This window comes from Kocuria sp. UBA1838, from assembly GCF_002338785.1.
Classification (GTDB): Bacteria; Actinomycetota; Actinomycetes; order Actinomycetales; family Micrococcaceae; genus Kocuria; species Kocuria marina.
This window is the reverse complement of sequence record NZ_DDIY01000017.1, coordinates 311,978-338,910: the sequence shown is the minus strand read 5'-3', so window position 1 is coordinate 338,910 and position 26,933 is coordinate 311,978. Positions and strand designations below refer to the sequence as shown.

Genomic DNA, 26,933 nt, shown 5'->3' with positions numbered 1-26,933 from the left:
GTGCCGTGAGCGAGCTCGAACAACCCAACGCCGTCGAGGAGCCTGCATCCCCCGCGCCCTCCGGTGAACCGCTGACCACACGCACGGCGCGAGGCATCCGGGACTTCGTGGACCAGATCGCGAGTTCCTCGCCCGCGCGGCTCGCGGTGATCGTGTTCGTGATCGTGGACCTGGGCTTCGCGGCCCTGTTGTGGCTGCCCTTGTCCGCCAACCCCGGTCAGGAGACCCGGTTCGTGGACGCCGTGTTCACCGCGACCTCCGCCGTGACCGTGACCGGACTGACCACGGTGTCCACGGCCGCGCAGTGGTCCGTGTTCGGCCAGGTAGTCATCCTGATCGCCATTCAAGTGGGCGGTCTGGGCACCCTGACGCTCACGTCCATCCTGGCGCTGGCCATCGGGCGCAAGCTCGGGCTCAAGTCCAAGCTCATCACTCAGGAGGCCCTCAACATCGGGCGCTTGGGTGAGGTCGGCTCGCTGCTGCAGATCATTGTGATCACCTCCGTGAGCATCGAGGCCGCCCTGGCGCTCGTGCTCTCCGTGGGGTTCCTCGCCGAAGGAGAACCCCTGGGAACGGCCCTGTGGCACGGGGTGTTCTACGCGATCTCGAGCTTCAACAACGCTGGGTTCACGCCCCACACGGACGGGCTCGTGCCCTACGACCACGCCGGGCCCACCGCGTGGCTCATCCTGCTGCCCGTGTGCATCGGGGTGATCGTGGGGTCCCTGGGCTTCCCCGTGATCTTGGTGCTGCGTCAGGTGGGGTTCCGGTTCACCCGGTGGAACCTCAACGCCAAACTCACCGTGGTCACCACCGCCGCACTGTTGCTGCTGGCGTGGGTGCTGTTCACGGCCATCGAGTGGGCCAACCCGGACACCCTGGGCAGACAGTCCGTCCCCGAGCGGATCTTCCAGGGGTTCTTCGCGTCCGTGATGATGCGCTCGGGCGGTTTCAACCTGGTGGACATGACCGACACGTCCCAGGTCACGCTGTTGCTCACGGACGCCATGATGTTCGCCGGCGGCGGTTCCGCGTCCACGGCCGGTGGGATCAAGGTGACCACACTCGCCGTCGTCTTCCTGGCCATCCTCGCGGAGGCCCGCGGCGACCAGTCCGTGATCGCGTTCTTCCGCACCATCCCTGACTCCGTGCTGCGCATCGCGATCTCCGTGATCATGATGGGCGCCTCCGTGGTGCTGCTGGGTTCAAGCATCATGGTCGCCCTGACCCACATGCCCCTGGACCACGTACTGTTCGAGGTCATCTCCGCGTACGCCACGTGCGGTCTCAGCACCGGTGTGTCCGCGGGCGCCCCGGACGCCGGGAAGTACGTGCTGTCCGTCATCATGCTCATCGGCCGCATCGGTACCAACACCGTGGCCACGGCCCTGGCCCTGCGCTCGCGGCGCCGGCTCTACACGTACCCGGAAGAGAGGCCCATCATTGGCTAAGAACTCCTCCCACTCCGTCCCCGTCCTGGTGGTGGGCCTCGGGCGTTTCGGCTCGGCCACGGCCCTGCAGCTGATCCAGCAGGGGCGCGAGGTCCTCGGCGTGGAACGCGACGCCGCCCTCGTGCAGAAGATGTCCGGCCAGCTCACCCACGTGGTCGAGGCCGACGCCACGGACATCGACGCCCTGCGCCAGCTCGGCGCCGCCGAGTTCTCCTCCGCCGTGGTGGGTGTGGGCACGTCTATCGAGTCCTCGGTGCTGACCACCGCAAACCTCGTGGACCTGGGGATCGACCGGATCTGGGCCAAGGCCATCTCCCCCGCCCACGGCAAGATCCTCGCGCGCATCGGCGCCCACCACGTGATCTTCCCCGAGGCCGACGCCGGGCGCCGCACCGCCCACCTGGTCTCCGGGCGGCTCCTGGACTACATCGAGTTCGACGACGACTTCGCGATCGTCAAGATGTACCCGCCCCGGGAGACGCAGGGGTTCACGCTGGGCGAGTCCGACATCCGCTCCAAGTACGGCGTGACCGTGGTGGGTGTGAAGTCCCCGGGCGAGGACTTCACCTACGCCCGCCCGGACACCACGGTCAGCTCGCGGGACCTGCTCATCGTGTCCGGGCACGTTGACCTGATCGAACGGTTCGCCGCACGCCCCTGACCCGGTTGCGTCTCGGCGAGCCGTTGTGATCCGGCATCACGGCCCGACGCCCCTCGGTGCCGGTCAGCGTCGACCGGCACGCGCTCCTCGGTGACCGGCGTGACCGACGCCCGCGAGCGACGTCGTCCCCCGCTACGGCGCACGCGCGTGACGCTACCCCGCGTTATTCAGCATCCGACGGCGCGGCCGTCATGGCCCGCGTGGCGAACGCCATGATCCCGGGGACGCCGGCGCGGCCGAACGCCCGGCGCTGACGGCTCGCCCCATTACCGCGCTCGAGGATGTGGCGCACCCCCGCCTCGGCGAAGCGACGGTCCTCCTGCGAGGTGTAGTGCCCGCTCACCCGTTCCAGCAGGGTGCTCACGAGTTCCTCGGCCGGGACCAGGGTGGCCGTGACGGGATCCAGGAGCCGACCGCTCAGCCCCCACCGGGCGGACTGCCACAGTGCGATGTCCAGGTACTCCTGGGTGAACGCGACCGCGGGCGGTGTCTCGAGCGCGTAGTTCGCGAGGGCGCGCGTGAGCACCGCGATGGCCACCGAGTCCTGGGCCTCCAACTGGACGTCGCACGCGCGGATCTCCAGGGTGTCGTGGCGGTGGGACAACCGGGCGAGCCAGCTGAGACTCGCGGGGCCCTCCACGGCGTCGAACGCGGTGAGCATGGCCACGCGCGAGTCGTAGTCGTGCAGGTCCTGGAAGTGGGGCGGCACGCCGTTGGTCATCCAGCGGCGATAGTGGATGGAACGCCAGCTCTCGAACCCGGATTCCACGCCCCGCCACACGGGCGAGTTCGCACCGATGGCCACGAGCACGGGCAACCAGCCCCGCAGCCCGTTCAGGGCGCGCACCGCGACCTCCAGGTCCGGGAACCCCAGGTGCACGTGCATCCCGCTGATGTACTGGTCCGCCGCGATGGCCGGGGTCTGGCCGGCAAGTCGCTGGTAGCGGGCGTCGTGGGTGATCTGCGCGGGTTCGGGCCGCACGTCCGGGGCTGCGGCGACGCCCACCACGTCCATGCCCATGGCGTTCGTGGCCTCGCGCAGCGCCGTGCGGAACTCCACGAGCGAGTCCACTGCCGTGGCGGCGTCGCGGAACACCGGGGAGGTCTCCTCGACCTGACACGAGAGCCATTCCGGGGTGGCCGCACCGCCGCCAGCGGTCAGCGACATCAGTTGCGCCGACTGTTCCGGCGTGGGCCGTGCGGGGAGGTTGTCCCCGCGGTCCACCAGCAAGAACTCTTCCTCGATGCCGAACGTGCTCATGGTGCTACCGCCTTGCGTGGTCTCGTGTGGTGGGCCGGGCGGTTCACGTCATTCGCCGCCGTATTCCTTCTCCATTTGGTCACCCTTCGTCGCGGACGCCTCCGCGCCGGCCGCGATGATCTCGCGCAGGCCCTTCTCGTCGAACGTGGTGATCGCCTGCTCCGTGGTGCCGCCCGGGCTGGTGACGGCCTTGCGCAGGGCGGCGGGATCAGCGTCGTCGGGAGCGAGCAGGACGCCCGCGCCGGAGACCGTCTCCTTCGCGAGCACGCGCGCCGTCTCCGGGTCCAGGCCCAGCTGCTCCCCCGCGTGCTGCATGGCCTCGGCCAGGTAGAACACGTACGCGGGGCCCGAGCCGGACACACCCGTGACCGCGCGGATCAGGTTCTCGGGCACCTCCACGACCGTGCCCACGGCGGCCAGCACGTCCTTCACCGCGTCCAGCTGCTCACGGGACACGTGCTCACCCGGGGTCACGGACAGCACGCCACGGCCCACGCTCGACGGCGTATTGGGCATCGAGCGCACTACCGGCTGCCCCTGCGGCAGGGCCTTCTGCAGGGCGTCCAGCGTGACACCGGCGGCCACGGACACCACCACGGTCCCGGGGTCCAGAGCGGGTGCGATCTCGCGCGCCAGGTCCAGGATCGCGTACGGCTTGACCCCCAGCAGCACGACGTCCGCGCCCTTCACAGCAGTGCGGTTCGCCTCCGCGTCCTCCTCGCCCGCGAACACGGTCACGCCGGTCTCGTCACGCAGCTCCTCCCCCGACGACGCCGATCGGGTCGTCGCGCGCACCGCCCCCTTCTCGGTGCCGCCCGCCAGGACCCCTCGCAGGATCGCACCGTTCATGGAACCGGTTCCCAGGAACGCCAGGGTCAGCTCGCTCATGCCATCAGTCCTTTCACACCCGCCCGGGGGCCCTCTCGTGCTGTTGCCGCGCAGTAGGGCTCACAGGGTGTTGTTGCGGTCACGGAACTCTCCTTGAACGGTATCGCGCGGCGGACGGTCCCCGCGAGCGCGCCGGATGGGACTCCGTGCCGTGGAGGTCGGCGGGGAGCACTCCATACGGGGCCGGGGAAGCACCGCGCCCCGCGGCTGCGAACATTCATGGCCCGAAAAGACACGGATCCCGTGTCCAGGCGGCTGTTCCGGGACTTATGTGTATCCGCCCCTGGTAACTGGGCGGAAGCGGCAACCTCAGCCCGCTCCCACGCCGGTGCGGCCCGGGACATCCTCACTGCAGAACGCGCGGATTCGGGGCCGAAACCGTGCGTATCGCAGCGCAGATGTGCGCGCCACCATGGACGGGTGGCGGTGCAAGGCGGTGTGAGGCGGAAGGGGTGGCGGCACCGGCCCGCCGCGGTGCACCGGGTCCGGGGTCCGACGGGCTAGCCCTCCACCGTCATGTGGCGGCGCGCGAAAGACAGGGCTTCGGCGAGCCACTCGTCCCGCTCGTCCGCGTCCTTGGTCTTGCGTGTAGAGACCTCGACCCCCACCACACCCTGCCAGCGCTGATCACGCAGGTACTGGAGGGTCTCGGCGACCGGTTGTACGCCCCGCCCCGGCAGGAGGTGCTCGTCCGCCATGGTCTGACCGGAACCGTCCGTGAGGTGCACGTGGCCCAACCGGGAACCGAGTTCCTTGACGGCCGCGAGCGAATCCATCTTGGCGGTGGCCGCGTGGGAGAAGTCCCACGTGACCCAGTCGTAGTCCTGACCCAGGGGGCTGTAATGCGGCGAGTAGACGACGGCCTCACGCCCGCCCACGCGCCACGGGTACATGTTCTCCACGGAGATCTTGGTGTCGGTCATCCGGGAGACCTCACGCACACCGGCCACGAAGTTGCGCGCGTACTTGCGCTGCCACCGGAACGGCGGGTGGGCCACCACGACTTCCGCGCCCACCTGGTGCGTGAGCTTGGCGGCCATCTGGATCTTGGTCCACGCCTTGCCCCACACCTGTTGCGTGAACAGCAGCGTGGGCGCGTGGATCGTGGAGATGGGCAGCTGGTACTTCTGGATGTTGTCCAGCAGTTGGTGGGTCAGCTGACTCATGCGCTCGTGGGTCACGAGCACTTCCACGCTGTCGTAGCCCAGGCGCTGGGCGGCGTCGAACGTCTCGGGGACACCCTGCGGGTACAGCGAACTCGTGGACAGGGCCACGTGCGGGCGGTAGACGGGTGTGTCGGTCATGAGCTGGTCACCAGGTCCTTGGGATCGACGGTCGAGCTCGTGGAGTCCCGCAGCAGCCGGTCCATGCGCCGCAGGATGAGTCCTTCCCGCAGGGCCCACGGGGAGATCCGCAGCGACTCCACCTTGAGCAGGTCCATGGCGGTCTCCGCGACGATCGCCCCGGCCACCACCTGCGCGGCACGGTGTTCGGAGACACCGGGCAGGTCCGCGCGTTCGGCCACGGTCATGGCCTCCATGCGCCGCGTCCACAAGCGTAGGTCCTCCAGGTGCATAACGCGTTGCACGTACGGTCCCTGGCCCGACGGCGCCGCCCCGCAGATCCGCGCGAGCGAGCGGAACGTCTTGGACGTGCCCGCGACCAGATTCGGTTGTCCCCCGGCGGCGATCCGGTCCACGGCGGGACGCAGCGTGGTGCGCACGTGCTTGCGCAAGGCCTTGAAGCGGGCCGGGGGTGCGAGGTCGTACCCCGCGAGATATGCCCGGTACAGCCGACCCGCACCGAGCGGGACGGACGTGGCGACCGTGGGCAACGCGTTGGTGCCGATCGCCATCTCGAAGGACCCTCCGCCGATGTCGAAATCCAGGACGCGTCCGGCGCCCCAGCCGAACCAGCGGCGCACCGCGGAGAACGTCACGGCCGCCTCCTGGTCCCCGGACAGTTCCGTGAGCGTGACCCCGGATGTGGACTGGACGTGGTCCAGCACGGCGTTGCCGTTGGTGGCCTCCCGGATCGCGGAGGTCGCGAACGCGAGCAGGTCCTCCGCGCGGTGCTCCACGGCAAAGTCACGCGCCTCCACCACGAACCCGGTGAGCAGGTCACGGCCCTCGTCCGTGATCCGACCGTCGTCGTCCTGGTAGTCCACGAGCCGTAGCGCCATCTTGTGGGACGCGTACGGTTCCGGCCGCGACCCCGGGTAGACGTCCAGCAGGAGCAGGTGCACCGTGTTGGAGCCGACGTCCAGGACGGAGAGCCGCATGTGAGTTCCTTCGCTCGCTGGGTGGAGGCGTTGGGTGGGGCCGTTGGGCCGGACCGGATCGCGGGGCTTCGGGACGACCGCGGGGACGACGCCGCCGGGACGACGCCGCGCGAACCGCTCCTACTTGCTCGCGGAACGCCCCGCGCCGGCGGTCTTGCGCGTGGTCTTCCTGGCCGCGCCACTCTTGGTAGCCGCACCCTTGGCGGTGGAACGTTTCGTCGTGCCGCTCTTGGCCGAGCTGCGAGAGCGCGACGTCGTCTTGGCGGGCGCCGGGCCCTTCGCCCGCTTCTCGGCGAGCAACTGGGACGCGCGGGCCGCGGTGATCTGCTCGATCGCCTCGGCACGCGGGACCGTCACGTTGGTCTCCCCGTCCGTGATGTACGCGCCGAAGCGGCCTTCCTTAATGACCATGCGCTTCTCGGTCAGGGGATCCGCACCCAGATCCGCGAGCGGGGGCTTGGCGGCCTGGCGACCGCGCTGCTTGGGCTGCGCGTAAATGGTCTTGGCCTCGTCCAGGGTGATCGTGAAGATCTGGTCCTCGGAACCGATCGACCGGGAGTCGGAGCCCTTCTTCAGGTACGGGCCGTAACGCCCGTTCTGCACCGTGATGGTTTCACCGTCGGTGTCCTCACCCAGTACCCGGGGAAGGGACAGCAGCTTGAGGGCGTCGTCCAGGGTGATGTCCTGCAGGTTCATGGACGAGAACAGGGATGCCGTGTTGGGCTTGGGCCGCTCGACCTTCTTGGGCTTGGGCTTGCCGTTCTTGTAGTACTCGGTGGGGATCGCGTCCAATTCCTCCTGCGTGGGCTCCGGGATCACCTCCGTGACGTAGGGACCGTAACGGCCGTCCTTGGCCACGATCATCCGACCGGTGTCCGGGTTCACGCCCAGCTCACGGCCGTCCGCCTTGCCGATCTCCATGAGTTCCCGCGCCTTCTCGGGCGTGAGCTCATCCGGGGCGAGGTCCAGCGGGACGTTCGCGCGCACCGGGTCGGTCAGTTCCCCGGTCTCCGGGTCCACCGTGCCACCGGTCTCGAGGTACGGACCGAACTTTCCCACGCGCAACGTGATCTCGTCCGTGACGGGGATCGAGTTCACGGCGCGGGCGTCGATCTCCCCGAGGTCGTCCACGAGCGGCTTGAGTCCTGGTTCGGAGGCGGTGTCACCGAAGTAGAACCCCTCGAGCCACTTGACCCGCTCGGCCTCGCCACGGGCGATCCGGTCCAGGTCCTCCTCGAGCTCCGCCGTGAAGTCGTAGTCCACGTAGTCGGAGAAATGCTCCTCCAACAACCGCACCACGGAGAACGCGAGCCAGGACGGGATCAACGCCGAGCCGCGCACCTGCACGTAACCGCGGTCCATGATCGTGGAGATGGTCGCGGCGTACGTGGAGGGCCGCCCGATCCCCAGTTCATCCAGGGTCTTCACGAGGGAGGCCTCGGTGTAGCGGGCGGGGGGCGTGGTGGTGTGCCCGTCCGCGGTGACCTCGGAGGCGTCCAGGGCGTCACCCTCGGCCATCACGGGCAGCCGCTTGTCCTCGGACTTCTCGGACTGCTTCGAGTTCTCATGGGCGAGATCCGGGTTCACGTCCCGGCCCTCCTCGTACGCGGCCAGGAACCCCCGGAAGGTGATGACGGTCCCGGAAGCCGAGAACTCGGCGTCGGCCCCGGAATGCTCACCGGCGGCGGAGGTGGCCGTGGCGCCCAGGCGGACGGTCGCGGTGCTGCCCTTGGCGTCCTCCATCTGGGAGGCCACGGTGCGCTTCCAAATCAGCTCGTAGAGCTTGAATTCGTCCACGGACAGCTGCGAGCGCACCTGCGACGGGGTGCGGAAGGTGTCCCCCGCGGGACGCACGGCCTCGTGGGCCTCCTGCGCGTTCTTGGACTTGGACGCGTACACGCGCTTGGAGTCGGGGACGAACTCTGCGCCGTAGAGCTCCTTGGCCTGCGAGCGCGCGGCGTTGACCGCCTGATCGGACAGCGCGACCGAGTCGGTACGCATGTACGTGATGTAGCCGTTCTCGTACAACCGCTGCGCGACCCGCATGGTGGTGCGCGAGGTGAAACGCAGCTTGCGAGCGGCCTCCTGCTGCAGCGTGGAGGTGGTGAACGGTGCGGCGGGACGGCGCGTGTAGGGCTTGGTCTCGAGCGAACGGACCGAGAACTCGGCGTCCTGCAATCCGGCCGCGAGCGCCGTGGCCACGGTCTCGTCCAGCGCGGCGGGGGCGTTCTGCCCGGAGGCCTTGAGCTCGCCGCGGTCCGTGAAGTCCTTGCCGGTGGCCACTCGGCGGCCGTTCAGGGAGCTCAACCGCGCGGTGAAGGCCCGCCCGGCGTCCTGCCCCTCGGGCCGGGAGAAGGTGCCGGTGAGGTCCCAGTAGTCGGCGGGCACGAACGCAATCCGCTCCCGTTCGCGCTGGACCACCAGGCGGGTGGCCACGGACTGCACGCGCCCGGCGGAGAGCCCCGAGGAGACCTTGCGCCACAGCACCGGGGAGATCTCGTAGCCGTAGAGCCGGTCCAGGATGCGGCGGGTCTCCTGGGCGTCCACGAGGTCCTGGTCGATCTCCCGCAACTGCGCGAACCCGCGCTCGATGGCCTCCCGGGTGATCTCCGGGAACGTCAAGCGGTACACGGGGACCTTGGGCTTGAGCACCTGCAACAGGTGCCACGCGATCGCCTCACCCTCGCGATCACCATCCGTGGCCAGGTACAGGGCGTCCGCGTCCTTGAGCTTGCGCTTGAGCTCCGTGACCTTCTTCTTCTTGTCCGGGTTGACCACGTAGTACGGGTCGAACTCATGCTCCACGTCCACCGCGAACTTGCCGTACGGGCCCTTCTTCATGTCCGTCGGCAGCTCGGAGGGCTGCGGCAGGTCACGGATGTGGCCCATGGAGGACTCCACTTCATAGGCGTCCCCCAGGTACCCCGCGATCGTCTTCACCTTGGACGGTGACTCCACGATCAGCAGGCTCTTGCCCGTACCGGCGTTCTTGGTGGCCTTGGATGCCAAAGGTGCTCCTCGTCATGACCCGTGGTTGCGGGGCGGGTCTGTGTTCAATGCTGGCCGTTCATGCTGATCGGCCGGTGGGCGTGGGCGACGGCGCTCGATTCCTCCGCGCGCCGCGTTCACTCCGTGCCCGGGACGTCAGCGTACGACACGCTGGATCACTACAGGTCGTGATCCGGTTCCTCACCCATGGTGAATTCGCGTCCGGTGGCGTCGTCCGGCTCCAGGACCACGTAGTGGAACTTGTAGTTCGGTGCCCACGGGGTCAGCGGCAATTGTTCCGCCGCCTCCACCTCCGCCCGGGTCTCTAACCGGCGCGCCCGGCCGTGGACCACCGCGGATTCAACATGGGTGCCCTCGACCTTGTCCACCTCGAACGCCACGTGGTTGTTCACCACCAGGCTGGCCAGCTTGGTGCCCTGTGACGTGCGGAAATAGATCTTGCGCTGATTGACCACGTGATTGACCGGGAAGATGTCCACGAGGCCCGCGCCCTGGACGGCAAGGCGGCCGTACGGCATGTCGCCCAACAACTCCCAGACCCGCTGGGAATCCATGACCCGGAAGGGATTCAGGTTCTCGCTCATGGGTTCAGTCTTACACCTCCGTCAGGAAGCCATGTGTGATCAGGCCTTTGATTTCACGCAGCAGCTGGGGTGCCGGGCCGTCCTGCCACCCCAGCAGCGATCCGAGGGCCGTGAGGATCTGCCCCGCGCTGAGCTCGCCGTCGCACACGCCCGCGAAGCCCGCCGCCTCGCTCGAGAGGATCACGCTCCGACGCAGTCCCGCCCCCTGCCGCAACAGGATCAGGGCCGGGTCCGGGGCCCCGGGTGTGCCGTGGCGTTCCTCGGTCACGTCCTGCGCCACGGTGTAGTGCCGCGCGAGCCACGCGGGATCGGTGTCCGACGCCGCTGCCGGGCCGCGAGCGCCGTGGTCCGCCTCGTCGCGCGCCATGCGCAGCATGCGCTCCCACTCCGCGGCGAGCGCCGGGGCGATGGGTTGCTGGATCGGGTGCGGGACGGTCTCGAAGATCCGCGGTGCAATATCCGGTGTTTCCTCACCCGGGCGGTACAACCACACCATGCCGAAGCCCACCGCGGCCACGTCCCGGGAGTCGAAGTCGTCCAGGTAGGCCGCGTAGGCACGTTCGTAGTCGGCGACGTCGCGCTGCTGGGACGCGTCCCGCAACCAGGTCTCGGCGTACTCGCACGGGTCCTGCACTTCACGTTGGACGAGCCACGCGCCGGTTCCCGGCGGCACCCACGACGCCGGCCCGCGGGACCACGTGGTCGAGGGCTCCTCGTGCGGATCGCGCGGGATCTCCCAGTTCGCGAGCAGGTGCGCGGTGGCCCCCGGGTTCAACACGGTGGGCAGCGCGCCCAATAATTCCCGCACGAGCCGGTCCCCCGGCAGACCGCCGTCCCGGTAGGTGAAGCGGTCCTCGGCGTGTTCGTCCGGGCTGCGCGGCGTGATCACGAAGGGCGGGTTGGACACGACCATGTCGAACCGGCGATCCGCCACGGGCTCCAACAGGCTCCCCCGTTCCAGGCTCACCCGGGCGGGCAAGTCCCACGGGTCCACGTCCAGTGCCTCGGCGTTGAGGATCAGGTTGAACCGCGCGGTGGCCAGGGCGCGGTCGGAGATGTCCGTGGCCGTGACGTGGCGCGCGTGGGCCAAGAGGTGGAAGGTCTGGATCCCGCATCCGGTCCCCAGATCCAGGGCGGTGTCCACGGGCCGACGCGGTGTGGACTGCACGAGGGTCAGCGATGCACCCCCGATGCCCAGCACGTGGTCATGGCGCAGCACGCCCGGTCGCTGGAACGCACCCAGGTCGCTCGCGACGTACAGCTCGGCCGAGGAATCCGTGGCGTAGGGCCGCAGATCCACCGCGGAACGCAGTGTGACGGAGGGCGCGGGGGTATCCGCCGCTGCGCTCTCGTCCGGGTTCGCGTGGGACGGGCAGTTCTCACCGAGTCCGCGCGCAGCGGCGTCGACGGCGCCTTCGGCCGACTCGGTGGCGGCATCGGCGGCACCATCGGCCGGCTCAACGCCGGCCTCGACCAGACCCAACCGTTGCAGGCCGGAAGCGCCCACGGAGGGCAGCGCGGCGTCGAGCGATGTGCCCGTTACGGGGTCCCCGAGCAGGAAGAACGCGGCGAGGGTGATCAACGCGGCGACGTCATGGCCCGCGGAATCCGCAGCGTTGCCGACGCCGCGCGGTGAGGAGTGAGTATCTTCCGCACCGCCCGGCACCGAACCGAGGTCCTGCGAGCGCCGTTGCAGGGCGCGACGGGCAGGGACCGCCTGGTCCCGCGACCACGCGGACATGGCCTGCTCGCCCACGAGGTCCGTGACCCCGTCCACCGTGAACCCCGCGGCCACGAGGTCGTCGTGGAGGCGGGCGATCAGCTCCGGGTCATCGGAGCGCGGGGCATCCGGGACCACGCTGAACGCGGGCCCGGGAGCGGCGTCGTTGGGACAGGAAGAGACCACCCGTCAGTGACCCAACCGGAAGGCGCGACCCGTGATGCGCGTGGGCGTGATCTCCACGAACTCGATCTTCTCCGTCTCCAGCCACGGTCGCAGACCAAGCTCTTCCACGTACGCGATCCGGTCCGTGTCCGTGATCATCTCGGCCGTGCCGCGCACCACCACGGAGTGCGCTTGTGAACCGGCGGCGCGGTCGATCTCGACCGTCACGTTCGGGTTCAGTTGCAGGTGCAGGACCTTGGTGCCCTTGGCGGAGCGGAAGAAGATCTTCTCGCCGTCGGTCACGATGTTCAGCGGGGTGATGTCGATCTCGTCGCCGTCGCGAGTCGCCAGCCGCGCGAAGCGTGCCTGCTTGAGCAGCTCCCAGCTCTCCTGTTCGCTCAGCTCGGTGATGGGCGGGACCTGGGACGCGTCATCGTGCTCGTGGGCGATGTTCATGGGGTGCGGGTGCTCAGCGTTGCTCATACCCCCATGATTCCATGCGGGTACGGGACGTGGGCCAGGTGGCGGTGTCTTCCCCGCATCGGATTCCGGCACCGGGTCCCCGCACAGGCAGGGAGCCGACGACGCGTGGCGGGCCCCGCGCATTGGTGGCCGGGCGGCGTCGTCCCCGCCCGGTGTGGGCCACAATGTCACGGTGACGACTTCGCAGGAGATGGTGGACCTGCTCGGACGCGGACCCCGCCCCGAGCAGGTACGTCATGTGCGCGAGATCCCGGAACGCGAACCCACCCACGTGCCCTGGCCCGAATGGCTGCACCCGGACGTGGTCAGCGCATATGAACGGCTGGGTATCCATGAACCGTACGCGCACCAGGTCGCTGCGCTGACCGCTCCGCGACACGCGATCGTGGCCACGGGCACCGCTTCGGGGAAGTCCCTGGTCTACCAGTCCCTCGTGCTCGACGCCGTGCACCGGGGCAAACTCGCGGTGGCCGAACGCCCCGGCCTGCTACACCATCCGGACGAGGCCACGGCCCTCTACATCTCGCCCACCAAGGCCCTGGCCGCGGACCAGCTCACGTCCCTGCGTGCGCTCGACTTCGCGGACGTGCGCGCGGCGACCTACGACGGGGACACCGATCCCGGCGAGCGCCGTTGGATCCGGGAGCACGCGGACGTGATCCTGTGCAACCCGGACATGCTCCACCACGGGATCCTGCCGCATCACATCGGCTGGTCGCGGTTCTTCCGGCGACTGCGGTTCGTGATCGTGGACGAGGCACATTCCTATCGGGGGGTGTTCGGTTCGCACGTGGCCGTCCTGTTGCGCCGACTTGTCCGGGTCGCGGCGCATTATGGGGTCTCCCCCGTGTTCGTGGGGGCGTCCGCCACGAGTGCGTCCCCGCAGCAGTCATTCGCCAAGCTCATCGGCGCGTCCGAACAGGACGTGACGGCGGTGACCCGTGACACCTCGCCCCACGGTTCGCGCACCGTGGTGCTGTGGGAGCCGGAACAGTCGCCCGGCGGTTCGGACAACGGCGCGCCCCGTCGCCGCACGGTCACAGCCGAGGCCTCCGACATGCTCACCGACCTGGTGCTGCGTCAGATCCGCACGATCGCGTTCATCCGTTCCCGCCGCGGCGCGGAGACCATCGCACAGGCGGCCCACCGGCAGCTCGAGGAGGTGGACCCCTCGCTCGGTCATCGCGTGGCCGCCTACCGTTCCGGATTCTTGCCGGAGGAACGCCGCGAGCTGGAACAGCAGTTGCGGGACGGGCGGTTGCTGGGGGTCGCGAGCACGTCCGCACTCGAGCTCGGGATCGACATCGCGGGGCTCGACGCCGTCCTGGTCGCCGGGTGGCCCGGCACCCGCGCGTCCTTCCTGCAGCAGATCGGCCGCGCCGGGCGGGCGGGCCAGCACGCCTTGGCGGCACTGATCGCCGGTGACGATCCCCTCGACGGCTACTTGGTCAACCACCCCGAGGCAATCTTCGACGTCCCCGTGGAGGCCACGGTGTTCGAGGCCTCCAACCCATACGTGCTCGCACCGCACCTGTGCGCGGCCGCCGCAGAACTGCCCCTGCGCCCCGACGAACTCGAGCTGTTCGGGCCCACCGCGCGCGACGTCGTCGACTCCCTCACGGACGCGGGGCACCTGCGCCGACGCCCGAGCGGGTGGTTCTGGACCCGGTCCGAACAGCCCGCCACCATGGTGTCGATCCGTTCCGGGGACGGCGGTCCCGTGCAGATCATCGACTCGGAGACCGGCTCGGTGCTCGGCACCATGGGCGCTCCGCAATCGCATTACCAAGCCCACCCGGGCGCGGTCTACGTGCATCAGGGCCGAACCTATCTGGTGGAGGAACTGGACGAGGAACTGCACGTGGCGGCGGTGCGCCGCGCGTTCCCGGACTTCTACACGGTCGCGCGGGACATCACCGAGGTCCGCGTGCGGGACGTGCGCGATTCGATGCAGTGGGGTCCTGTGAGCATCCACCGCGGGGCCGTGGACGTGACCACCCAGGTGGTCAGCTATCAACGCAAACTGGTGGCGTCCAACGAGGTGGCGGGTGAGGAACCCCTGGATCTGCCGCCCCGCCAGTTGTCCACCACGGCCACATGGTTCACGGTCTCCGGGGGTCAGCTGGCCGCGATGGGGATCGAGGAACCGGACATCCCCGGCTCCTTGCACGCCGCGGAACACGCGATGATCGGGCTCCTGCCACTGTTGGCCTCCTGTGACCGGTGGGACGTGGGCGGGCTCTCGACCGCCCTGCACGTGGACACCGAACTGCCCACGATCTTCGTGCACGACGGCCACCCCGGCGGTGCGGGCTTCTCCGAGCGCGGGTACGACATGTTCCGGCACTGGATCACCGCCACCCGGGACGCGATCGCGCAGTGCGAATGCGAGTCCGGTTGCCCCTCGTGCGTGCAGTCCCCCAAGTGCGGCAACCGCAACAATCCGCTCGACAAGGCGGGGGCGCTCAAGCTGCTCAACGGGGTGCTGTCCTTCGCGCCGTGATGCGCTCGCGGCGGGTGGCCGTCCCGCAATGGCTGACTACTCCGAGGTGGGGGACCACTCCGGGGCGGGCGCCTGCTGCGGGGCTGATGGCTGCTCCGGGGGTGAAGTTCCCGGAGCTCATGGCTCCCCCGGCGGCGGTCCGGCCCGGGACACCCCGGTGGCCGGGCCCAGTGACGCGAGGGGTTGCGGCAACTCGATCACCGCGGTGACGTCCACGATCGTGTTCTCAGGGGCCACCACCGCGCACTCGGACAACTGCGCCCCGTTGTCGGCGGCCACCCGCGCAGCCACATCGCACGGGACGCCGGGGCTCAGGCCGCGAGCGACGTCGGCCGCGGCGAGTGCTGCCAAATCCGCCGCCTTGGCCGCACGGTGCGTGAGGATCGCGGCCTGCCCGACGAGCAGGACCACCACGAGGACAAAGCACAGCGTCACGGCCAGTGTCAGACCGTGCACCGTGCCGGACCCCTCGTCGCGATGATCCCCCGCGCCCACTGCTCGAGTCCGATGATGCTCGTGCACCTCGTCCGACGTCATGTCACGGCCTCGCATGATCAAGCGTCCCCGGCCCGGCGCTCGGACCCCCGGTGGTTCCGAGAGCGGTGTCCACGGCCGCGCTGCCCGTGGCCTGCAAGCGCCAATCACTCCACGTCCCCAGGATCCCCGGGGCGGGGCCGTTCACCGCGACCGTGACCCGGTCGTCCGCGACGCTCACCCGGACGACGGCGGTGTCCCCGGCGATCTCACGCGCCGTGCGTTCCACGACCTCGGCGGTTTCTCCCCGGGCGGCGGCGCGCGCGGAGGCCCGGGCGGCTTCCTCGTAGCGCACGGTCGTCATCCCGGCAGCTGCGGCCGCGAGCAGAACGGCCAGGAGCAGGACGAGACTGGGCATAATCACGGCCGTTTCCACCGTGACCGCTCCGGCATCCGGATGTCGTGGTGGGTGCTCCGGCTGTCCCGGTGGGGCTTCGGCGCGATCGTGCGCCGGCACGGTTCTTGACCTTCTCATGGGAGTCCTCCTTCTACGGACGGCCACGCGCTCGCTCACCGGCACTCCACGGTGTTCGAACCACGGTGTAACTGGGGACCGTGGCAGTTCCGGGCGGCGTGGTGGTGGCCCCACTCCGACGAACGGGTCCGCCGGAACAGAAGCGCGGCGGGCCCGGGGGCTCGGAGTGGTTCGGGTGTATGCGGTTCTGGCACCGGGCCCGGGCCGCAGGGTGGCCGGTCCTACGCGGCCCTCCCACGGCCCGGGCCCGGTGGGTGCGCGGTTCAGACGGCCAGGGCCTTCTGGATGATGCCGAGCAACATGCCCGACACGGAGTCCGAGGACAGCACCGCGGCCATGACGCCGCCGAACGCGGCGGCCGCGAGCACGATGACCGCGTACTCCGCCGTGGACGCCCCGAGGTCCGGGTCGTCCGGATCGACGGCGGTGCGGGGCCGCACCTCGGCGGTCGGCATCGACTGGGTCGCATCCTCCACGGGGATCTCCGTGGGATCGTCGAACGCGGTGGTGCAGGCGGGAAGCGTGATCGTGGACATGGTGGTATTCCTGTTCGTTGGGTGTTCGTGATGTGTTGAGGGGTGAGATGGCAGCGGTGTCGCGCACCCGCCTTCGTGACAAGTGGAAGGTCGCAAATACGTGTCTAGATCGGGGCGCAGCATCCTGCGGGCGGCCCCCTCCCCCTCCCCGCAGCGTGAGCGCCGTGCAGGCGCGCGTGGCCGGTCATGATCCGAAGACCCTGGGCAGCAAACTCATGAGCACGGGGACCACACCCCAGCACATGAACGCGGGCAGGAAGCACAGGCCGAGCGGCAGCACGAGCTTCACGGCGAGCGCCTCGGCCGCCCGTTCGGCGCGACGGTATTGCGCTCGCCGCACGAGGTCCGCCTGACCCCGCAGGACGGACGCCGAGGCCGTGGCGGAGGTGGCCGTGAACTCGAGAGCGTCGCGGAAGTCGCGCATGTCCCGGGACAGTTCTTGATCCGCGGGCCACGCTGCGTCCCACGGGAGCCCGAGTCGCAGGGCGGCCGCGACCCGACCCAGCTGCTGGTGGACGGCTCCAGCGCAGCTGTTCGCGAGGACGGACACGGCCTCCGCGAGGGGCAGTCCGGTCTCAAGCTGGCATGCCGTGAGTTCCACGAGTGCCGCGGCGGGTAGAGGGGGGATCGACGCCGCCGTCGCAGTTGCTGCACGGACCGAGGGACCCAGCGATGCGTCCGCCGGCATTGCCCAGGTCGCCACACTCCGAGCATCCCCGGTCGCTCCCGGGGTCGTGGATGACCCAGACGACCACCCGTTCGCCCCGGTCGATCCGATGTCCCCGCCCCGGGCCAATCCGCCGTGAACGGTCGACGTGGCCCTTGAGCCAGGACGAAGAAACCCACCGTTCAACCCCGAACGGGACGACCCGAGCTCACGTGGGGAACGTCGTCGTCCGCGGGGGATCCGCAGCCGCGAGCCGGGAGAAAGCCACACAAGTACACCGCATCCCGCGAGAACACCCGCCATCAGCGCCCCGATCATGACGCGCTCTCCACTTCGGCGCGATGCATCAGGGCCCGGGTCCACAATCGCCCGGCGATGCTGAGGGCGGCACCCGCCGCGAGCGCGAGCCGACCCCACCACGTGGTCAGCAGCGTGGTGATCGGATCCGTGCCCATGAGCACACCGAGCCCCAGCGCGAGCACGGGCAGCCACGACAGCGTCCGCACCGTGACCCGCGGTCCTGCCAGGGCACTGTCCCGGGCGGCCTGCGCGTCCAGCTGCGATTCTAGGGACTCCGCCACGCCCGAGAGCGTGCGTCCCAGGGGCGCCCCGGAACGCTCCGAGATCTCCCAGCACGCGGCGAGCTGGGCGCACACGGACCGCGCGGTGGCTGCGAGGGCGCGATCACCCACGGGCACGGGAGCACTCGCGAAGCGCGTCAGACTGGCGGACACCGGGATCCCGACCTGGGCGGCGGCGTGGACGTCCCCGCACATCCGGGCGATCCACCGCCCCGTGGGTCCCGAACCCGTGGAGACCGCGGGCAGTTCACCGAACACCCGGGCGGGTGCCCGCCCCGCTTGCAGCAGCGCGGCCAGTCGGCGCACCACGGTCACCCATTGCGTCGCTTCCGCGGCACGATCACGACGACGCCACCGTGCGAACACGCCCGTGCCCACCGAACGCTCGGCACCGCCGTCGGCGTCGTCATCACCCGAGCGGTGTGCGGGTACTGCGAGGCTGCCCCCGCGCGCGCCGCCACTGCTCCAGACGAGCAACGCGGCCGCGGTGAGGACGAAGAGGAGAAACGCGAGCATCATGATGCGTCACGCCCTCGGGCCAGCAGCCGTGCCAGCTGTGACCACCCGGGCCCCTCGACCGGATGCCCGGACTCCACGGTCAGAGCGGGCCGGGTGCTCAGCACACCGTCCTCGAGGTGGAGAGTGCACAGGGAATCCAGCCTGCGTCCGGCGGGGGTGCGGCTCACGTGGGCCACGAGGTCCAGCGCGTTGGCAGCCTGCAGATCCACGGCGCTACGGCTGAGTCCCGCGAGGGACCCCAGGGCGGCGAGCCGGGCCGGAACCGCCCGCGCGGAGTTCGCGTGCACGGTTCCCGCACCGGAGTGCCCCGTGTTCAGGGCGGTCAGCAACTCGCGGACCTCCGCGCCACGGCATTCCCCCACCACGAGCCAATCCGGGCGCATCCGCAACGCTTGCCGGACCAGGTCCGTGAGGTCCACGGAACCGGCCCCCTCCACGTTCTCCTGCCGGGACTGCATGCCGACCACGTGGGGATGATCGGGGTTCAGCTCCGCGGCGTCCTCCACGAGCACGAGGCGCTGTCCCGGCGCGCACTGGGACAGTAGCGCGGACAGCACGGTGGTCTTTCCGGAACCGGTGGCGCCGCTGATCATGAGATTCGCCCGTGCGGCCACGGCATCCGTGAGGACGTCCGCGAGGAACGGGTGCACGGTCCCGGAGTGCACCAGATCCGCGAGCGACAGCCGCTGCGGAGCCCGGAAACGGATGGACAGCAGTGTCCCCGACGTGGACACCGGCGGGATCACGGCATGCACCCGTAGCCCGGTGGCGGTCTGCACGTCCACGCACGGGTGGCCGTCGTCCAGCCTTCGCCCGGCCGCGGTCACGAGCCGCACCGCGAGCGCACGCACGTGCGCCTCCGACGTGAACGGGCTCGTGACACGCTGGATCCCGTCGTGGGTCTCCACGAAGACGTTCTCGTGGCCGTTGACGTAGACGTCGCTCAGTCCGGTCGCCGGCAGTAGTGGCTCCAACGGCCCGAGCCCGGTCAATTGCGCCTTGACGTGCTGGGCGGCCCGGACGGAGCCGACGGCCCCGAGCACCCGGCCCGTCTCCCGCACGGCCTTGGCGATCCTGGTGTCGGTGACCGGACCGCCCTCGACCAGGAGGCGTTCGCGCACCTGGTCCACGAACGCGGCGTCGTGCGCGGCAGCTTCCGGTCCTGGCGTGACGCACGGGCCGGACCGGGTTGCAGTGTGGTCGACTACTTCCGACCCCGACGCGTCGCGCGGACCGGGCCGGGCGGCGTCGTGATCGTGGGATACCGTGCATGAGACCGTCATGACAGCTCCTCCAATGCCCGGGCGATCTGCGCCACGGTCTTCGCGTGGCGGGTGTGCCGGCCGCGACGTAGGACGGTGCCATCGTCGAGGTGCTGGGGCACGCGAGCGTCGAACGCAACGGCCGCGACGCACGGCACGCCGGTGGCCTCGGCCACGACCGGGGGATCCACGTCCGCGACGTTGACCCCGCACACCGCACTCACCACGGGAACGGGTGCGCAACGCCGCACCGTGTGTTCCGCGGCCAGGATCCCGCGCACGGTGCGGGAAGCCAGGACCAGCACGGCATCGCACCAGCGCGCTTGCCGTTCGAGGTCCGAGCGGCACAGATCCACCACCTGGACCGCAGCGGCGCCACGCAGCGCGGCGATCACTGTGGCCATCGGAACGGTGTGCGCTAGGCTCGCGTGGCGATCCCATGAGAGGTACCGCAGGGCATCCAGGCGCGGCATGGCCGCCCACAGTTGATCGGCCGCCACGGTGCCCGAGAACTGATTGAGCTCGGGCCACCGCAGCCCGTCGGCGGTTTCCTCCCCCAGCGCGAGATCGAGGCCCGCGCCCAGGGGGTCACCGTCCACGAGCGCGGTGTCCACCCCCCGGGCCGCGAAGTGCCCCGCGAGCCAGCACGCCACCGTGGACGCGCCCACTCCCCCGGTAGCGCCGACGACGCCGTACACCCGCCCGGTCGTGCGTGGCAGTTCGGAATCGGACGAGCGGGAGATCATGTCCGCGAGCCACGCGGCCGCGTGCGGTAACACCACCACGGCGGACGCCCCGAACCTCACCGCGGTGTCCCACGCGTCGGCGTGTTCGGTGAGCGCCACGACCACCGCCCCGCGGGGTACGACGTCCCCGGCCCAGGCGGCATCCACGAGCACGACGTCCGACGACGCCGCTCGCGCCCCCGCACCGTCGTCCGTCACCCTGAGCGCAACCCCGGCGCCGATACACACGGCCTCAACGGCCTCCACGAGGTCAGGGGTGGTGCTGAGCAACTGCACGCCGCGGGTCCCGTGCAACTCGGTGCAGGCCAGCGAACTGCCCGCCGAGGCACTGCCCGCGGCGACACCGCCCGATGCCGCGCTGCCCGTCGCCGCGCCTCCCATCGGTGCACGTCCCCCCGCTGCGCTGGCCCGCGAGCGCGCCGCGATCGGGGACTCGCGATCCGCGGGGACCGGCCCGGCAGGGAGCGGACCACACCCCTGATCGCCATCGCCACTGTCAAAGGCTGCGTAAGACCGACTGGCCGCGCGGCGGGCTCGACGCGAGGCGCCCGGAGGGTCGACGGGAGCCGTGATGGATGCGGTGTTCATGGCACCAACCTGGCCGGTGACACCCACGTTCCGCGCCCGCTGGCCCGCACTGTGCAGCGTTGCGGGCACCCGCCGCGGCATGCCGGGTGCTGTGCAGATCGCCCGCCGCGGGGACGGAGGGTTCCCTCCCGTCGTGCGTGCTCGCCGAGTATTACGGAACGGTAACCGGTGGTGCACAGTTGTCCGGGGAAGCACCACCATGAGCTGATGGACCTCAACCCTGTGACACGAACATCGGCCGCCGCGGCGCTGATGCTGAATGTGCTCTATTACCTGCTGGTGCTCGCCCTGCTGCTCTGGGTGTTCCACTGGGGCCGGGTCAGCATCATAGTGGTGGCTCTGCTTCTCCTGGCCGTCATCATCCCCGGGTTCTTCGCTCTGCGCCCGCAGACCGAGCGGGGCGAGGACTACATCATCACCTCATGCGGTGCCCGCAGCCAAGGGCAACTCACGGTACCGGTGCCCGTCTCCGAACTTCCGAGACTGGTCGAGCGTGCCTGCGCCCAGCACGCGAAACTGGGCTTGCGAGAACTCGATGCGCAGGGCGGGCGGATCTCGGTGGGAATCACGTTCTCGTCGTGGGGCGCGCGCGTCCGGTCCGCTTTGCGACCCGTCTCGGAGACCGCGTCGCAGATCGTGGCGACCTCGCGTCCTCGGATGCCACTGGAACTGTGGGGTCTGGCCGGGAGCGAGACAAACCTGTCCGTGCTGTTCCGCGGCGTGGCACGGGAGGCCGAGCGCACGCACACAAGCGTGGCCTGAGCACCGCCCGACCGGGCGCGGTGCATGCCCCATGAGGCCCGGCTCTCAGCTGAGCCGCCGCTCAGGCGGGTTCCACCCACCACGCCCGGGTGGTGTCGGTGGGGCCGGCCAGCTCGGTCAACCCCGCGTCCGTGACCGTGACCGGCCTCTGGACCCCGCCCCACTCCTCCCGCGAGGGGAACTCCACGCGCACCCGGTAGTCGTCCACGCGCCAGCGTTCCCGCACTGCTTCGGGCATGGCCTCCCACGCGAGCTGCGCGGCGTGCCCACACTGCGCCGCGAGCTTGCCGCTCGAGATCCCGAGTCCCGGGGCCACCTCCACGGTGACCACGGCATTCCGCGTGGCCGAGGCCCCGACGGCCGGGAATTGCGTGCCGGACACCTGCAGCTTGTGCAGTTGCTTGGGCAGGGGCTGCACGGGTGCGGGCACGAACGCCCTCACGGCCGCGGTGCCGTGCTCGTCCGCTGCCGTAGTCGGTGCCTTCTGCGCCACCGTGACCCCGGGTAACGCCTGCGCGTCCTCCCAGCGCTTGCCGTCCGCGCGCCGCACAAGTTTGCGGATCTGCACGTCCCGCCACGTTCGCACGGCCTCGTGCCATGGCCCACCCGGGGCGCTGCGTTCGTCGCCCAGCAGCATCACGACGGCGCGCGCCGCCGCTTCCGCGACGTCCACCTCCCGTGCGGGGCGCCCACGATCCCGGTACACCACCAGTTGCATGGCCCAGGGGACGTCGTGGGTCTCAGTCGGCTCAGCACTCATGGTCCCGAGTCTCCCACGCGGATCCGCAGCGCGAGCTCGCCCACGGACAGCGCGTGCGCGTCCGGGACTACGGGGACCATGAGACCGCGGTCCGTGGCCTTGCGGACGCCCTTCAACGGGATGGTCCACGTCTCGTCGCCCTCCGGGGCGCCGGGCGACGTCGTCGGCGCGACCTCCGGGAGACCACCGGTGCCTACCAGGTGCTGCGCGAGGTCCCTGCGGGTGACCTCGCCGGCCGCACCCGTTCCGGTCAGCGCGGCGAGATCCACCCCGGCGTCCTTGGCCCGCTTGCGCACGGGCGGTGTGGCGCGGGCACGGGTGTCCCCGGGGGCCGGCACCGAGGGTTCAAGACGCTGCGGGGCCCCCACGTCCTCGTGGAGACCGATAGGACCGGACGGTGCGGGCCCCGCCGGCTCCGCCGCCCGCTGCTCCGCAAGGGCACGACGTCGCCCGAGTCGCCCGCGGCGCTTCGTGTCCTCCCGCGCCCCGCACCCGACCAGGGTGGCACCGGAACCCTCGGCATCGGCCGCGGGTTGCGCGCCGGTCTGGGGGCCGGACTCCCGTGCAGAACCGGCCGGGGCAGCGGGTGCACCGGTGGACCCGTCCGCCGCGGCGTCCTCGGCCACGATGTCGATGATGGGCGTCCCTACCTCCACCGTGGCTCCCTCGGGGGCGAGCAGCGCCGCCACCGATCCCGCGGTGGGACACGGCAGTTCCACGACCGGCTTGGCGGTCTCGATCTCCACGATCACCTGGTTGACCTTCACGGCGTCACCGGCAGCGACTTTCCAGGTCAGGATGTCCGCTTCCGTGAGGCCCTCGCCGAGGTCCGGGAGCTTGAACTGGGCTATATTCATGATCTTCTCCTCCATACTCGAGAGCCCGGTCGATCCCGTCGAGGATTCTGTCCACGTCGGGCAAGTCGTGGTGCTCGGAACGCGACGCCGGGTACGGGGTGTGGAACCCGCCCACGCGGATCACGGGTGCCTCGAGGTCGTAGAAGCATTTCTCCCCGACCCGCGCGGCGATCTCAGCGCCCTCACCGAAACTCGTGGGCGCTTCATGGACGATCACGAGACGACCCGTCTTGCGCACGGAGGTCACCACGGTGTCGATGTCCACGGGGCTGATCACCCGCAGGTCCACGACCTCCACGGACACGCCGTCGTCCTGCGCCGCCGCGGCCACGTCCAGGGCCGTGGTGACCAGGGGTCCGTACGTCACCAGGGTCACGTCCTCGCCGAGGCGACGAACCACTGCCCCGCCTGCGAGACCGAAGCTCCCACAGGCGGCGGGGTCGGTCCCCACCTCACCCTTCATCCAGTACCGGCGTTTGGGTTCGAAGAAGATCACGGGGACCTCGGAGGCGATCGCCTCCTGGATGCCCCAGTACGCGTCGTGCGGGGTGCCGGGCGCCATGATCCGCAGCCCGCTCATGGCCATTCCGACGCCCGTTCCCACGATGCCCGCTTCCGCGAGGGGAGCATCGATGACCCGCTGGTCACCGAAGTCCTTCTGCAGCCCGTCCGTGATGAGGAGGACCCCGCCCAGCGCGCCGATGTCCTCCCCGAACAGCACGACCCCGGGATCGTCCTCGAGGACCTTGCGCAGTCCTCGGTTGATGGCAGCGGCCAGGGTCATGGTGGTGTTCTCGGCCCCGGGTGCCTGGGCCGCGGTCCCAGCTCGCCGCTGGGACTGATCATCTGCACGGGATGAGGTTCACCCGGTCCCGTTCGTTCCGGATCCATCACCTCGTTGTGAACGTTCATGTCGCTCTTCGAAGTAACGCGTATTCAATTGTCACTAGGTCTCTGTGATGCAGGTCGCTACGTCTATCCCGCGCGGTTCCGCCAGGGGGCCCGGGCGTACCCGATCCACGCCCCATACTGGGAGCATGCACATCGTGGTGGCCGCCGCAGAGCCCGGGTCCTGGGTGTTGCGGGTGGTCTCCGCGAACGGCAAGCCCGCCGGGGAGCCGCACACCGTCACGGACGAGGGCCTCGCCTTCGAGGTCGCCCGGCGCGAGAACGCGGCACGTGCCGCGGGCGTGGTGCCTCCCGTGTGGACGTGGCTCGAGACCTCCGTCCCCGCCGCACTGCTGCTCGCCGCGGGCGTGTGGGTGACCCGCTGCCGGGACCTGGGACTGTGCGCCACGATCCTTGCCACGGCCGCGACCGCCCCCGGATCCGGCGCGCCCGATCCCACCTCGGACGAACCCCGCCCACTCGACTACCGTCCCGTGATCGAACCCGCGGACCCGCGCCGCGTGCCCGGTCCACGCGCCCCGGCCGAACCGAGCAGCCAGGGGTCGCTGTTCGCCGTCGTCGAGCAGCGCGGACCCGGGACGGACGAGTTGATCGCGGAGCTCGCCGCGCAGAACCGGGCGTGCGAGACCGCGCGCTATCCCCGGCGGATCGAACGCCTGCTGGCCCTCGAGTCCCAGGGCGCGTTGGTGGCCGCGGACATGCGCCACCACGGCGTCCCCTGGAGCCACCGGGCCCACGAGGAGATCCTCGAGGAGCTGCTCGGCCCCCGCCCGGTCGGTGAGGAGCGGCCCGCGCGCATGCAAGAACTCGCCCGGCAGGTACGTGACGTGCTCGACGCCCCCACCCTCAACCCGGACTCCCCCGTAGAGCTGCTCAAGGCCCTGCGCAACGCCGGGGTGGACGTGGACACCACGCGCGCGTGGAAACTGCAGGACTGGGCCCTCGTCAACGGCCGGCCGCAGGAGCAGCGCGTGGCCATCGTGGAACCGGTGCTCGAGTACAAGAAACTCTCCCGGATCTTCTCCGCGACCGGGTGGCACTGGTTGGACACCTGGGTGCGGGAGGAGCGCTTCCACCCCGAGTACGTCGTGGGCGGCGTCGTGACCGGACGATGGGCCGCGCGCGGCGGCGGTGCGCTGCAGATCCCCAAGTACATCCGCGGCGCCGTGCGCGCGGATCCCGGCCGCGCGCTCGTCGTGGCCGACGCCGCCCAGCTCGAGCCGCGCGTGCTGGCCATCCTCGCGCGCGACGACGCTCTGGCCGAGGCGTCGCGCGACCGTGACCTCTACGAGTCCATCGCACTGCAGGGCGAGGCACGCGGTTCGGAACTCAAGGAGCGGGCGCACGCGAAGCTCGCGCTGCTGGGCGCGATGTACGGTGCGACGTCCGGGGCCGGCGGGCGGTTCATGCCTCACCTGGCCCGGATGTTCCCGCGCGCCGTGGGTTACGTGGAACACGCCGCGCGCGTGGGCGAGCTGGGGCACCAGGTCTGCACCTACCTGGGCCGCTGGTCACCCGTTCCCGGGGCGGAATGGTTTGAGGTGCAGCGCGCCACGGCCACCCAGGCCGGCGAGCGCCGGGCCACCCAGGCCGCGCGCGGTCACGGCCGGTTCTCCCGGAACTTCGTGGTCCAGGGCTCGGCCGCCGAGTGGGCGCTCGCGTGGTTGGGACACATCCGACAGGGTCTGCACGACGCCGGCCTGGACGCACAGCTCGTGTTCTTCCTGCACGACGAGGTCATGGTCCACTGTGCCGAGCAGCATGCGCCCCGGGTGCGGGACCTCGTGACACAGGCGGCCGAACAAGCGGTGATCACGGTGTTCGGCAGGGTACCCGTGGCGGTCCCGGTGGCCACGACGGTGGTGACGTCGTACGCGGATGCGAAGTGACCGCGGCTGCGCGCACCGGCATTACGCTGAGACGTCCCGCTCCTGAGTAGCGTCCTGCTGGTGACCTCGCGGACCGTCCGCACCATGCGCCTCGACGGGGACCGAGGGTGAACGGCGCTGAAAGGGTTACGCCTTCGGCCCGAACCTCGGCGCGGGGCGCTTGATCGAGCGGTCCCACTCCACGGACCAGCCGAGCCAGTCGAGCACGCGGTCGATGATGACGCCGGTGAACCCCCACACGGTGATGGGCTCGGCCACGTCCGCCACGCTCACGTCGAATGCCGGGGACTCGTAGGTGTGCTGCCCGCGGGTCACGGTCGCGTAGTACCGGTGGGCGGGGTTGATCAGGTCCAGCACCGGCACCCGGAACACCAGGGAGGACTCGGCGTGGTCCACCACGTCCACGGGGGACGGGCTGCGCCACCAGCCGATCACGGGCGTAACCAGGTGGTTGCTCACGGGCAGCGGCACGGGGTGCAGTGCACCGAGGACCTCCACGCCGTCCGGGTCCACCCCGGTCTCCTCGTGGGCCTCCCGCAGTGCCGCCCGGATATGGGGTGCGCTCACGCGCCCGCCGGGCACGTCCAGGAAGGTGCCGGGTTCGCCGTCGGGCGGATCGAGGCGCCCGCCCGGGAAGGCGACCTGGCCGGGGTGGGCACGCAGGGTCGCGGCGCGCTGGACGAGCAGCACGTCCAGGTCACGTCCCGGCCCGTCCGTGTGCTCGGCGTAGTGCGAGGGCACGGCGTCCAGCGCGCCGAAGAGGATGAGCACCGCGGAGTGCCGATGGTTCTCGTCCAGCTCGCCGATCCGCCACGGTTCGCGGTCGTGCATGATCACGGAAT

At 70.3% G+C, this 26,933-nt stretch carries 24 protein-coding genes; 5 read left to right on the top strand and 19 right to left on the bottom strand.

Annotated elements, in window-relative coordinates:
- Positions 1 to 5 precede the first annotated feature (5 nt).
- Complete coding sequence (locus B3I25_RS10645; protein WP_206398602.1) at positions 6 to 1,451, top strand: TrkH family potassium uptake protein; 1,446 nt, start codon at positions 6 to 8, stop codon at positions 1,449 to 1,451.
- Positions 1,444 to 2,112: a potassium channel family protein gene (locus tag B3I25_RS10640; protein ID WP_035965130.1), complete on the top strand. Its 669-nt coding sequence runs from the start codon at positions 1,444 to 1,446 to the stop codon at positions 2,110 to 2,112. Before B3I25_RS10645 ends, B3I25_RS10640 begins: the two co-directional genes overlap by 8 nt.
- A gap of 163 nt (positions 2,113 to 2,275) precedes the next feature.
- Here B3I25_RS10640 and B3I25_RS10635 read toward each other — a convergent pair whose 3' ends face one another.
- The 8 genes from B3I25_RS10635 to B3I25_RS10600 all read right to left on the bottom strand — a co-directional run bounded on the left by B3I25_RS10635 (position 2,276) and on the right by B3I25_RS10600 (position 12,503).
- Positions 2,276 to 3,373 carry a carboxylate-amine ligase gene (locus B3I25_RS10635; RefSeq protein ID WP_193518976.1) on the bottom strand — a complete coding sequence of 366 codons (1,098 nt, stop codon included), beginning with the start codon at positions 3,371 to 3,373 and terminating at the stop codon, positions 2,276 to 2,278.
- A gap of 48 nt (positions 3,374 to 3,421) precedes the next feature.
- Positions 3,422 to 4,261 carry a pyrroline-5-carboxylate reductase gene (gene proC, locus B3I25_RS10630; protein ID WP_193518977.1) on the bottom strand — a complete coding sequence of 280 codons (840 nt, stop codon included), beginning with the start codon at positions 4,259 to 4,261 and terminating at the stop codon, positions 3,422 to 3,424.
- A gap of 500 nt (positions 4,262 to 4,761) precedes the next feature.
- Positions 4,762 to 5,565: a sugar phosphate isomerase/epimerase family protein gene (locus tag B3I25_RS10625; RefSeq protein WP_286738924.1), complete on the bottom strand. Its 804-nt coding sequence runs from the start codon at positions 5,563 to 5,565 to the stop codon at positions 4,762 to 4,764.
- The gene (locus B3I25_RS10620; RefSeq protein WP_286738922.1) at positions 5,562 to 6,542 is read right to left on the bottom strand and encodes a Ppx/GppA family phosphatase; all 981 of its coding nucleotides are present in this window, start codon (positions 6,540 to 6,542) and stop codon (positions 5,562 to 5,564) included. The genes B3I25_RS10625 and B3I25_RS10620 overlap by 4 nt, the downstream gene beginning before the upstream one ends.
- A 120-nt stretch (positions 6,543 to 6,662) precedes the next feature.
- A complete protein-coding gene (gene topA, locus B3I25_RS10615; protein ID WP_286738920.1) occupies positions 6,663 to 9,551 on the bottom strand; it encodes a type I DNA topoisomerase in 2,889 nt (962 codons plus the stop codon).
- Between the two features lie 158 nt (positions 9,552 to 9,709).
- Positions 9,710 to 10,135: a pyridoxamine 5'-phosphate oxidase family protein gene (locus B3I25_RS10610; protein ID WP_085106222.1), complete on the bottom strand. Its 426-nt coding sequence runs from the start codon at positions 10,133 to 10,135 to the stop codon at positions 9,710 to 9,712.
- Between the two features lie 10 nt (positions 10,136 to 10,145).
- Complete coding sequence (locus B3I25_RS10605; RefSeq protein WP_286738919.1) at positions 10,146 to 12,041, bottom strand: DUF7059 domain-containing protein; 1,896 nt, start codon at positions 12,039 to 12,041, stop codon at positions 10,146 to 10,148.
- A gap of 3 nt (positions 12,042 to 12,044) precedes the next feature.
- Positions 12,045 to 12,503 (bottom strand): pyridoxamine 5'-phosphate oxidase family protein, encoded by a 459-nt coding sequence (locus tag B3I25_RS10600; protein ID WP_082943346.1) that lies wholly within the window; start codon positions 12,501 to 12,503, stop codon positions 12,045 to 12,047.
- Positions 12,504 to 12,675: 172 nt separating this feature from the next.
- Between B3I25_RS10600 and B3I25_RS10595 the strand changes: the two genes are divergently transcribed.
- On the top strand, positions 12,676 to 15,006 hold the full coding sequence (locus tag B3I25_RS10595; protein ID WP_414672708.1) for a DEAD/DEAH box helicase: 2,331 nt from the start codon (positions 12,676 to 12,678) through the stop codon (positions 15,004 to 15,006).
- 117 nt (positions 15,007 to 15,123) lie between these two features.
- Here the strand turns inward: B3I25_RS10595 and B3I25_RS10590 are convergent, their stop codons facing one another.
- The 7 genes from B3I25_RS10590 to ssd form a co-directional block, all read right to left on the bottom strand.
- Complete coding sequence (locus B3I25_RS10590) at positions 15,124 to 15,543, bottom strand: Rv3654c family TadE-like protein (RefSeq protein ID WP_085106219.1); 420 nt, start codon at positions 15,541 to 15,543, stop codon at positions 15,124 to 15,126.
- Position 15,544: 1 nt separating this feature from the next.
- Entirely contained in the window at positions 15,545 to 15,904 is a 360-nt protein-coding gene (locus tag B3I25_RS10585) for a TadE family type IV pilus minor pilin (RefSeq protein WP_286738915.1), read from the bottom strand.
- Between the two features lie 374 nt (positions 15,905 to 16,278).
- Positions 16,279 to 16,551 carry a DUF4244 domain-containing protein gene (locus tag B3I25_RS10580; protein ID WP_085106218.1) on the bottom strand — a complete coding sequence of 91 codons (273 nt, stop codon included), beginning with the start codon at positions 16,549 to 16,551 and terminating at the stop codon, positions 16,279 to 16,281.
- Positions 16,552 to 16,735: 184 nt separating this feature from the next.
- Positions 16,736 to 17,254: a type II secretion system F family protein gene (locus tag B3I25_RS10575; protein ID WP_239319099.1), complete on the bottom strand. Its 519-nt coding sequence runs from the start codon at positions 17,252 to 17,254 to the stop codon at positions 16,736 to 16,738.
- A 278-nt stretch (positions 17,255 to 17,532) separates the two neighbouring features.
- Entirely contained in the window at positions 17,533 to 18,318 is a 786-nt protein-coding gene (locus B3I25_RS10570; protein WP_286738912.1) for a type II secretion system F family protein, read from the bottom strand.
- On the bottom strand, positions 18,315 to 19,601 hold the full coding sequence (locus tag B3I25_RS10565; RefSeq protein ID WP_082943344.1) for a TadA family conjugal transfer-associated ATPase: 1,287 nt from the start codon (positions 19,599 to 19,601) through the stop codon (positions 18,315 to 18,317). The genes B3I25_RS10570 and B3I25_RS10565 overlap by 4 nt, the downstream gene beginning before the upstream one ends.
- Entirely contained in the window at positions 19,598 to 20,707 is a 1,110-nt protein-coding gene (gene ssd / locus B3I25_RS10560) for a septum site-determining protein Ssd (protein ID WP_286738909.1), read from the bottom strand. The genes B3I25_RS10565 and ssd overlap by 4 nt, the downstream gene beginning before the upstream one ends.
- A 414-nt stretch (positions 20,708 to 21,121) precedes the next feature.
- On the opposite strand from ssd, the gene B3I25_RS10555 reads away from it, so the two are divergent.
- Positions 21,122 to 21,676 carry a hypothetical protein gene (locus B3I25_RS10555; RefSeq protein ID WP_286738907.1) on the top strand — a complete coding sequence of 185 codons (555 nt, stop codon included), beginning with the start codon at positions 21,122 to 21,124 and terminating at the stop codon, positions 21,674 to 21,676.
- Between the two features lie 61 nt (positions 21,677 to 21,737).
- Here the strand turns inward: B3I25_RS10555 and B3I25_RS10550 are convergent, their stop codons facing one another.
- The 3 genes from B3I25_RS10550 to B3I25_RS10540 are packed head-to-tail and all read right to left on the bottom strand — an operon-like array spanning position 21,738 to position 24,077.
- Positions 21,738 to 22,436, bottom strand: a complete 699-nt coding sequence (locus B3I25_RS10550) for a peptidyl-tRNA hydrolase (protein WP_286738904.1) — start codon at positions 22,434 to 22,436, stop codon at positions 21,738 to 21,740.
- Positions 22,433 to 23,293, bottom strand: a complete 861-nt coding sequence (locus B3I25_RS10545; RefSeq protein ID WP_286738902.1) for a biotin/lipoyl-containing protein — start codon at positions 23,291 to 23,293, stop codon at positions 22,433 to 22,435. Before B3I25_RS10545 ends, B3I25_RS10550 begins: the two co-directional genes overlap by 4 nt.
- A complete protein-coding gene (locus B3I25_RS10540; RefSeq protein WP_286738901.1) occupies positions 23,208 to 24,077 on the bottom strand; it encodes an alpha-ketoacid dehydrogenase subunit beta in 870 nt (289 codons plus the stop codon). The genes B3I25_RS10545 and B3I25_RS10540 overlap by 86 nt, the downstream gene beginning before the upstream one ends.
- 253 nt (positions 24,078 to 24,330) lie before the next feature.
- On the opposite strand from B3I25_RS10540, the gene B3I25_RS10535 reads away from it, so the two are divergent.
- Positions 24,331 to 26,091 (top strand): bifunctional 3'-5' exonuclease/DNA polymerase, encoded by a 1,761-nt coding sequence (locus tag B3I25_RS10535; protein WP_286738899.1) that lies wholly within the window; start codon positions 24,331 to 24,333, stop codon positions 26,089 to 26,091.
- 126 nt (positions 26,092 to 26,217) lie between these two features.
- On the opposite strand, the gene B3I25_RS10530 is transcribed toward B3I25_RS10535, so the two are convergent.
- Positions 26,218 to 26,933, bottom strand: a 716-nt coding sequence (locus tag B3I25_RS10530; RefSeq protein WP_349676542.1) for a CoA pyrophosphatase, incomplete at its 5' end; no start/stop codon positions are given.

Coding starts and splice junctions, on each gene's coding strand:
- B3I25_RS10635 (WP_193518976.1), bottom strand. CDS start 3,373: ATGAGCACGTTCGGCATCGAGGAAGAGTTCTTGCTGGTGGACCGCGGG.
- proC (WP_193518977.1), bottom strand. CDS start 4,261: ATGAGCGAGCTGACCCTGGCGTTCCTGGGAACCGGTTCCATGAACGGT.
- B3I25_RS10625 (WP_286738924.1), bottom strand. CDS start 5,565: ATGACCGACACACCCGTCTACCGCCCGCACGTGGCCCTGTCCACGAGT.
- B3I25_RS10620 (WP_286738922.1), bottom strand. CDS start 6,542: ATGCGGCTCTCCGTCCTGGACGTCGGCTCCAACACGGTGCACCTGCTC.
- B3I25_RS10610 (WP_085106222.1), bottom strand. CDS start 10,135: ATGAGCGAGAACCTGAATCCCTTCCGGGTCATGGATTCCCAGCGGGTC.
- B3I25_RS10600 (WP_082943346.1), bottom strand. CDS start 12,503: ATGAGCAACGCTGAGCACCCGCACCCCATGAACATCGCCCACGAGCAC.
- B3I25_RS10590 (WP_085106219.1), bottom strand. CDS start 15,543: ATGACGTCGGACGAGGTGCACGAGCATCATCGGACTCGAGCAGTGGGC.
- B3I25_RS10580 (WP_085106218.1), bottom strand. CDS start 16,551: ATGTCCACGATCACGCTTCCCGCCTGCACCACCGCGTTCGACGATCCC.
- B3I25_RS10570 (WP_286738912.1), bottom strand. CDS start 18,318: ATGATGCTCGCGTTTCTCCTCTTCGTCCTCACCGCGGCCGCGTTGCTC.
- B3I25_RS10565 (WP_082943344.1), bottom strand. CDS start 19,601: ATGACGGTCTCATGCACGGTATCCCACGATCACGACGCCGCCCGGCCC.
- ssd (WP_286738909.1), bottom strand. CDS start 20,707: ATGGGAGGCGCGGCGACGGGCAGCGCGGCATCGGGCGGTGTCGCCGCG.
- B3I25_RS10555 (WP_286738907.1), top strand. CDS start 21,122: ATGGACCTCAACCCTGTGACACGAACATCGGCCGCCGCGGCGCTGATG.
- B3I25_RS10550 (WP_286738904.1), bottom strand. CDS start 22,436: ATGAGTGCTGAGCCGACTGAGACCCACGACGTCCCCTGGGCCATGCAA.
- B3I25_RS10545 (WP_286738902.1), bottom strand. CDS start 23,293: ATGAATATAGCCCAGTTCAAGCTCCCGGACCTCGGCGAGGGCCTCACG.
- B3I25_RS10540 (WP_286738901.1), bottom strand. CDS start 24,077: ATGACCCTGGCCGCTGCCATCAACCGAGGACTGCGCAAGGTCCTCGAG.
- B3I25_RS10535 (WP_286738899.1), top strand. CDS start 24,331: ATGCACATCGTGGTGGCCGCCGCAGAGCCCGGGTCCTGGGTGTTGCGG.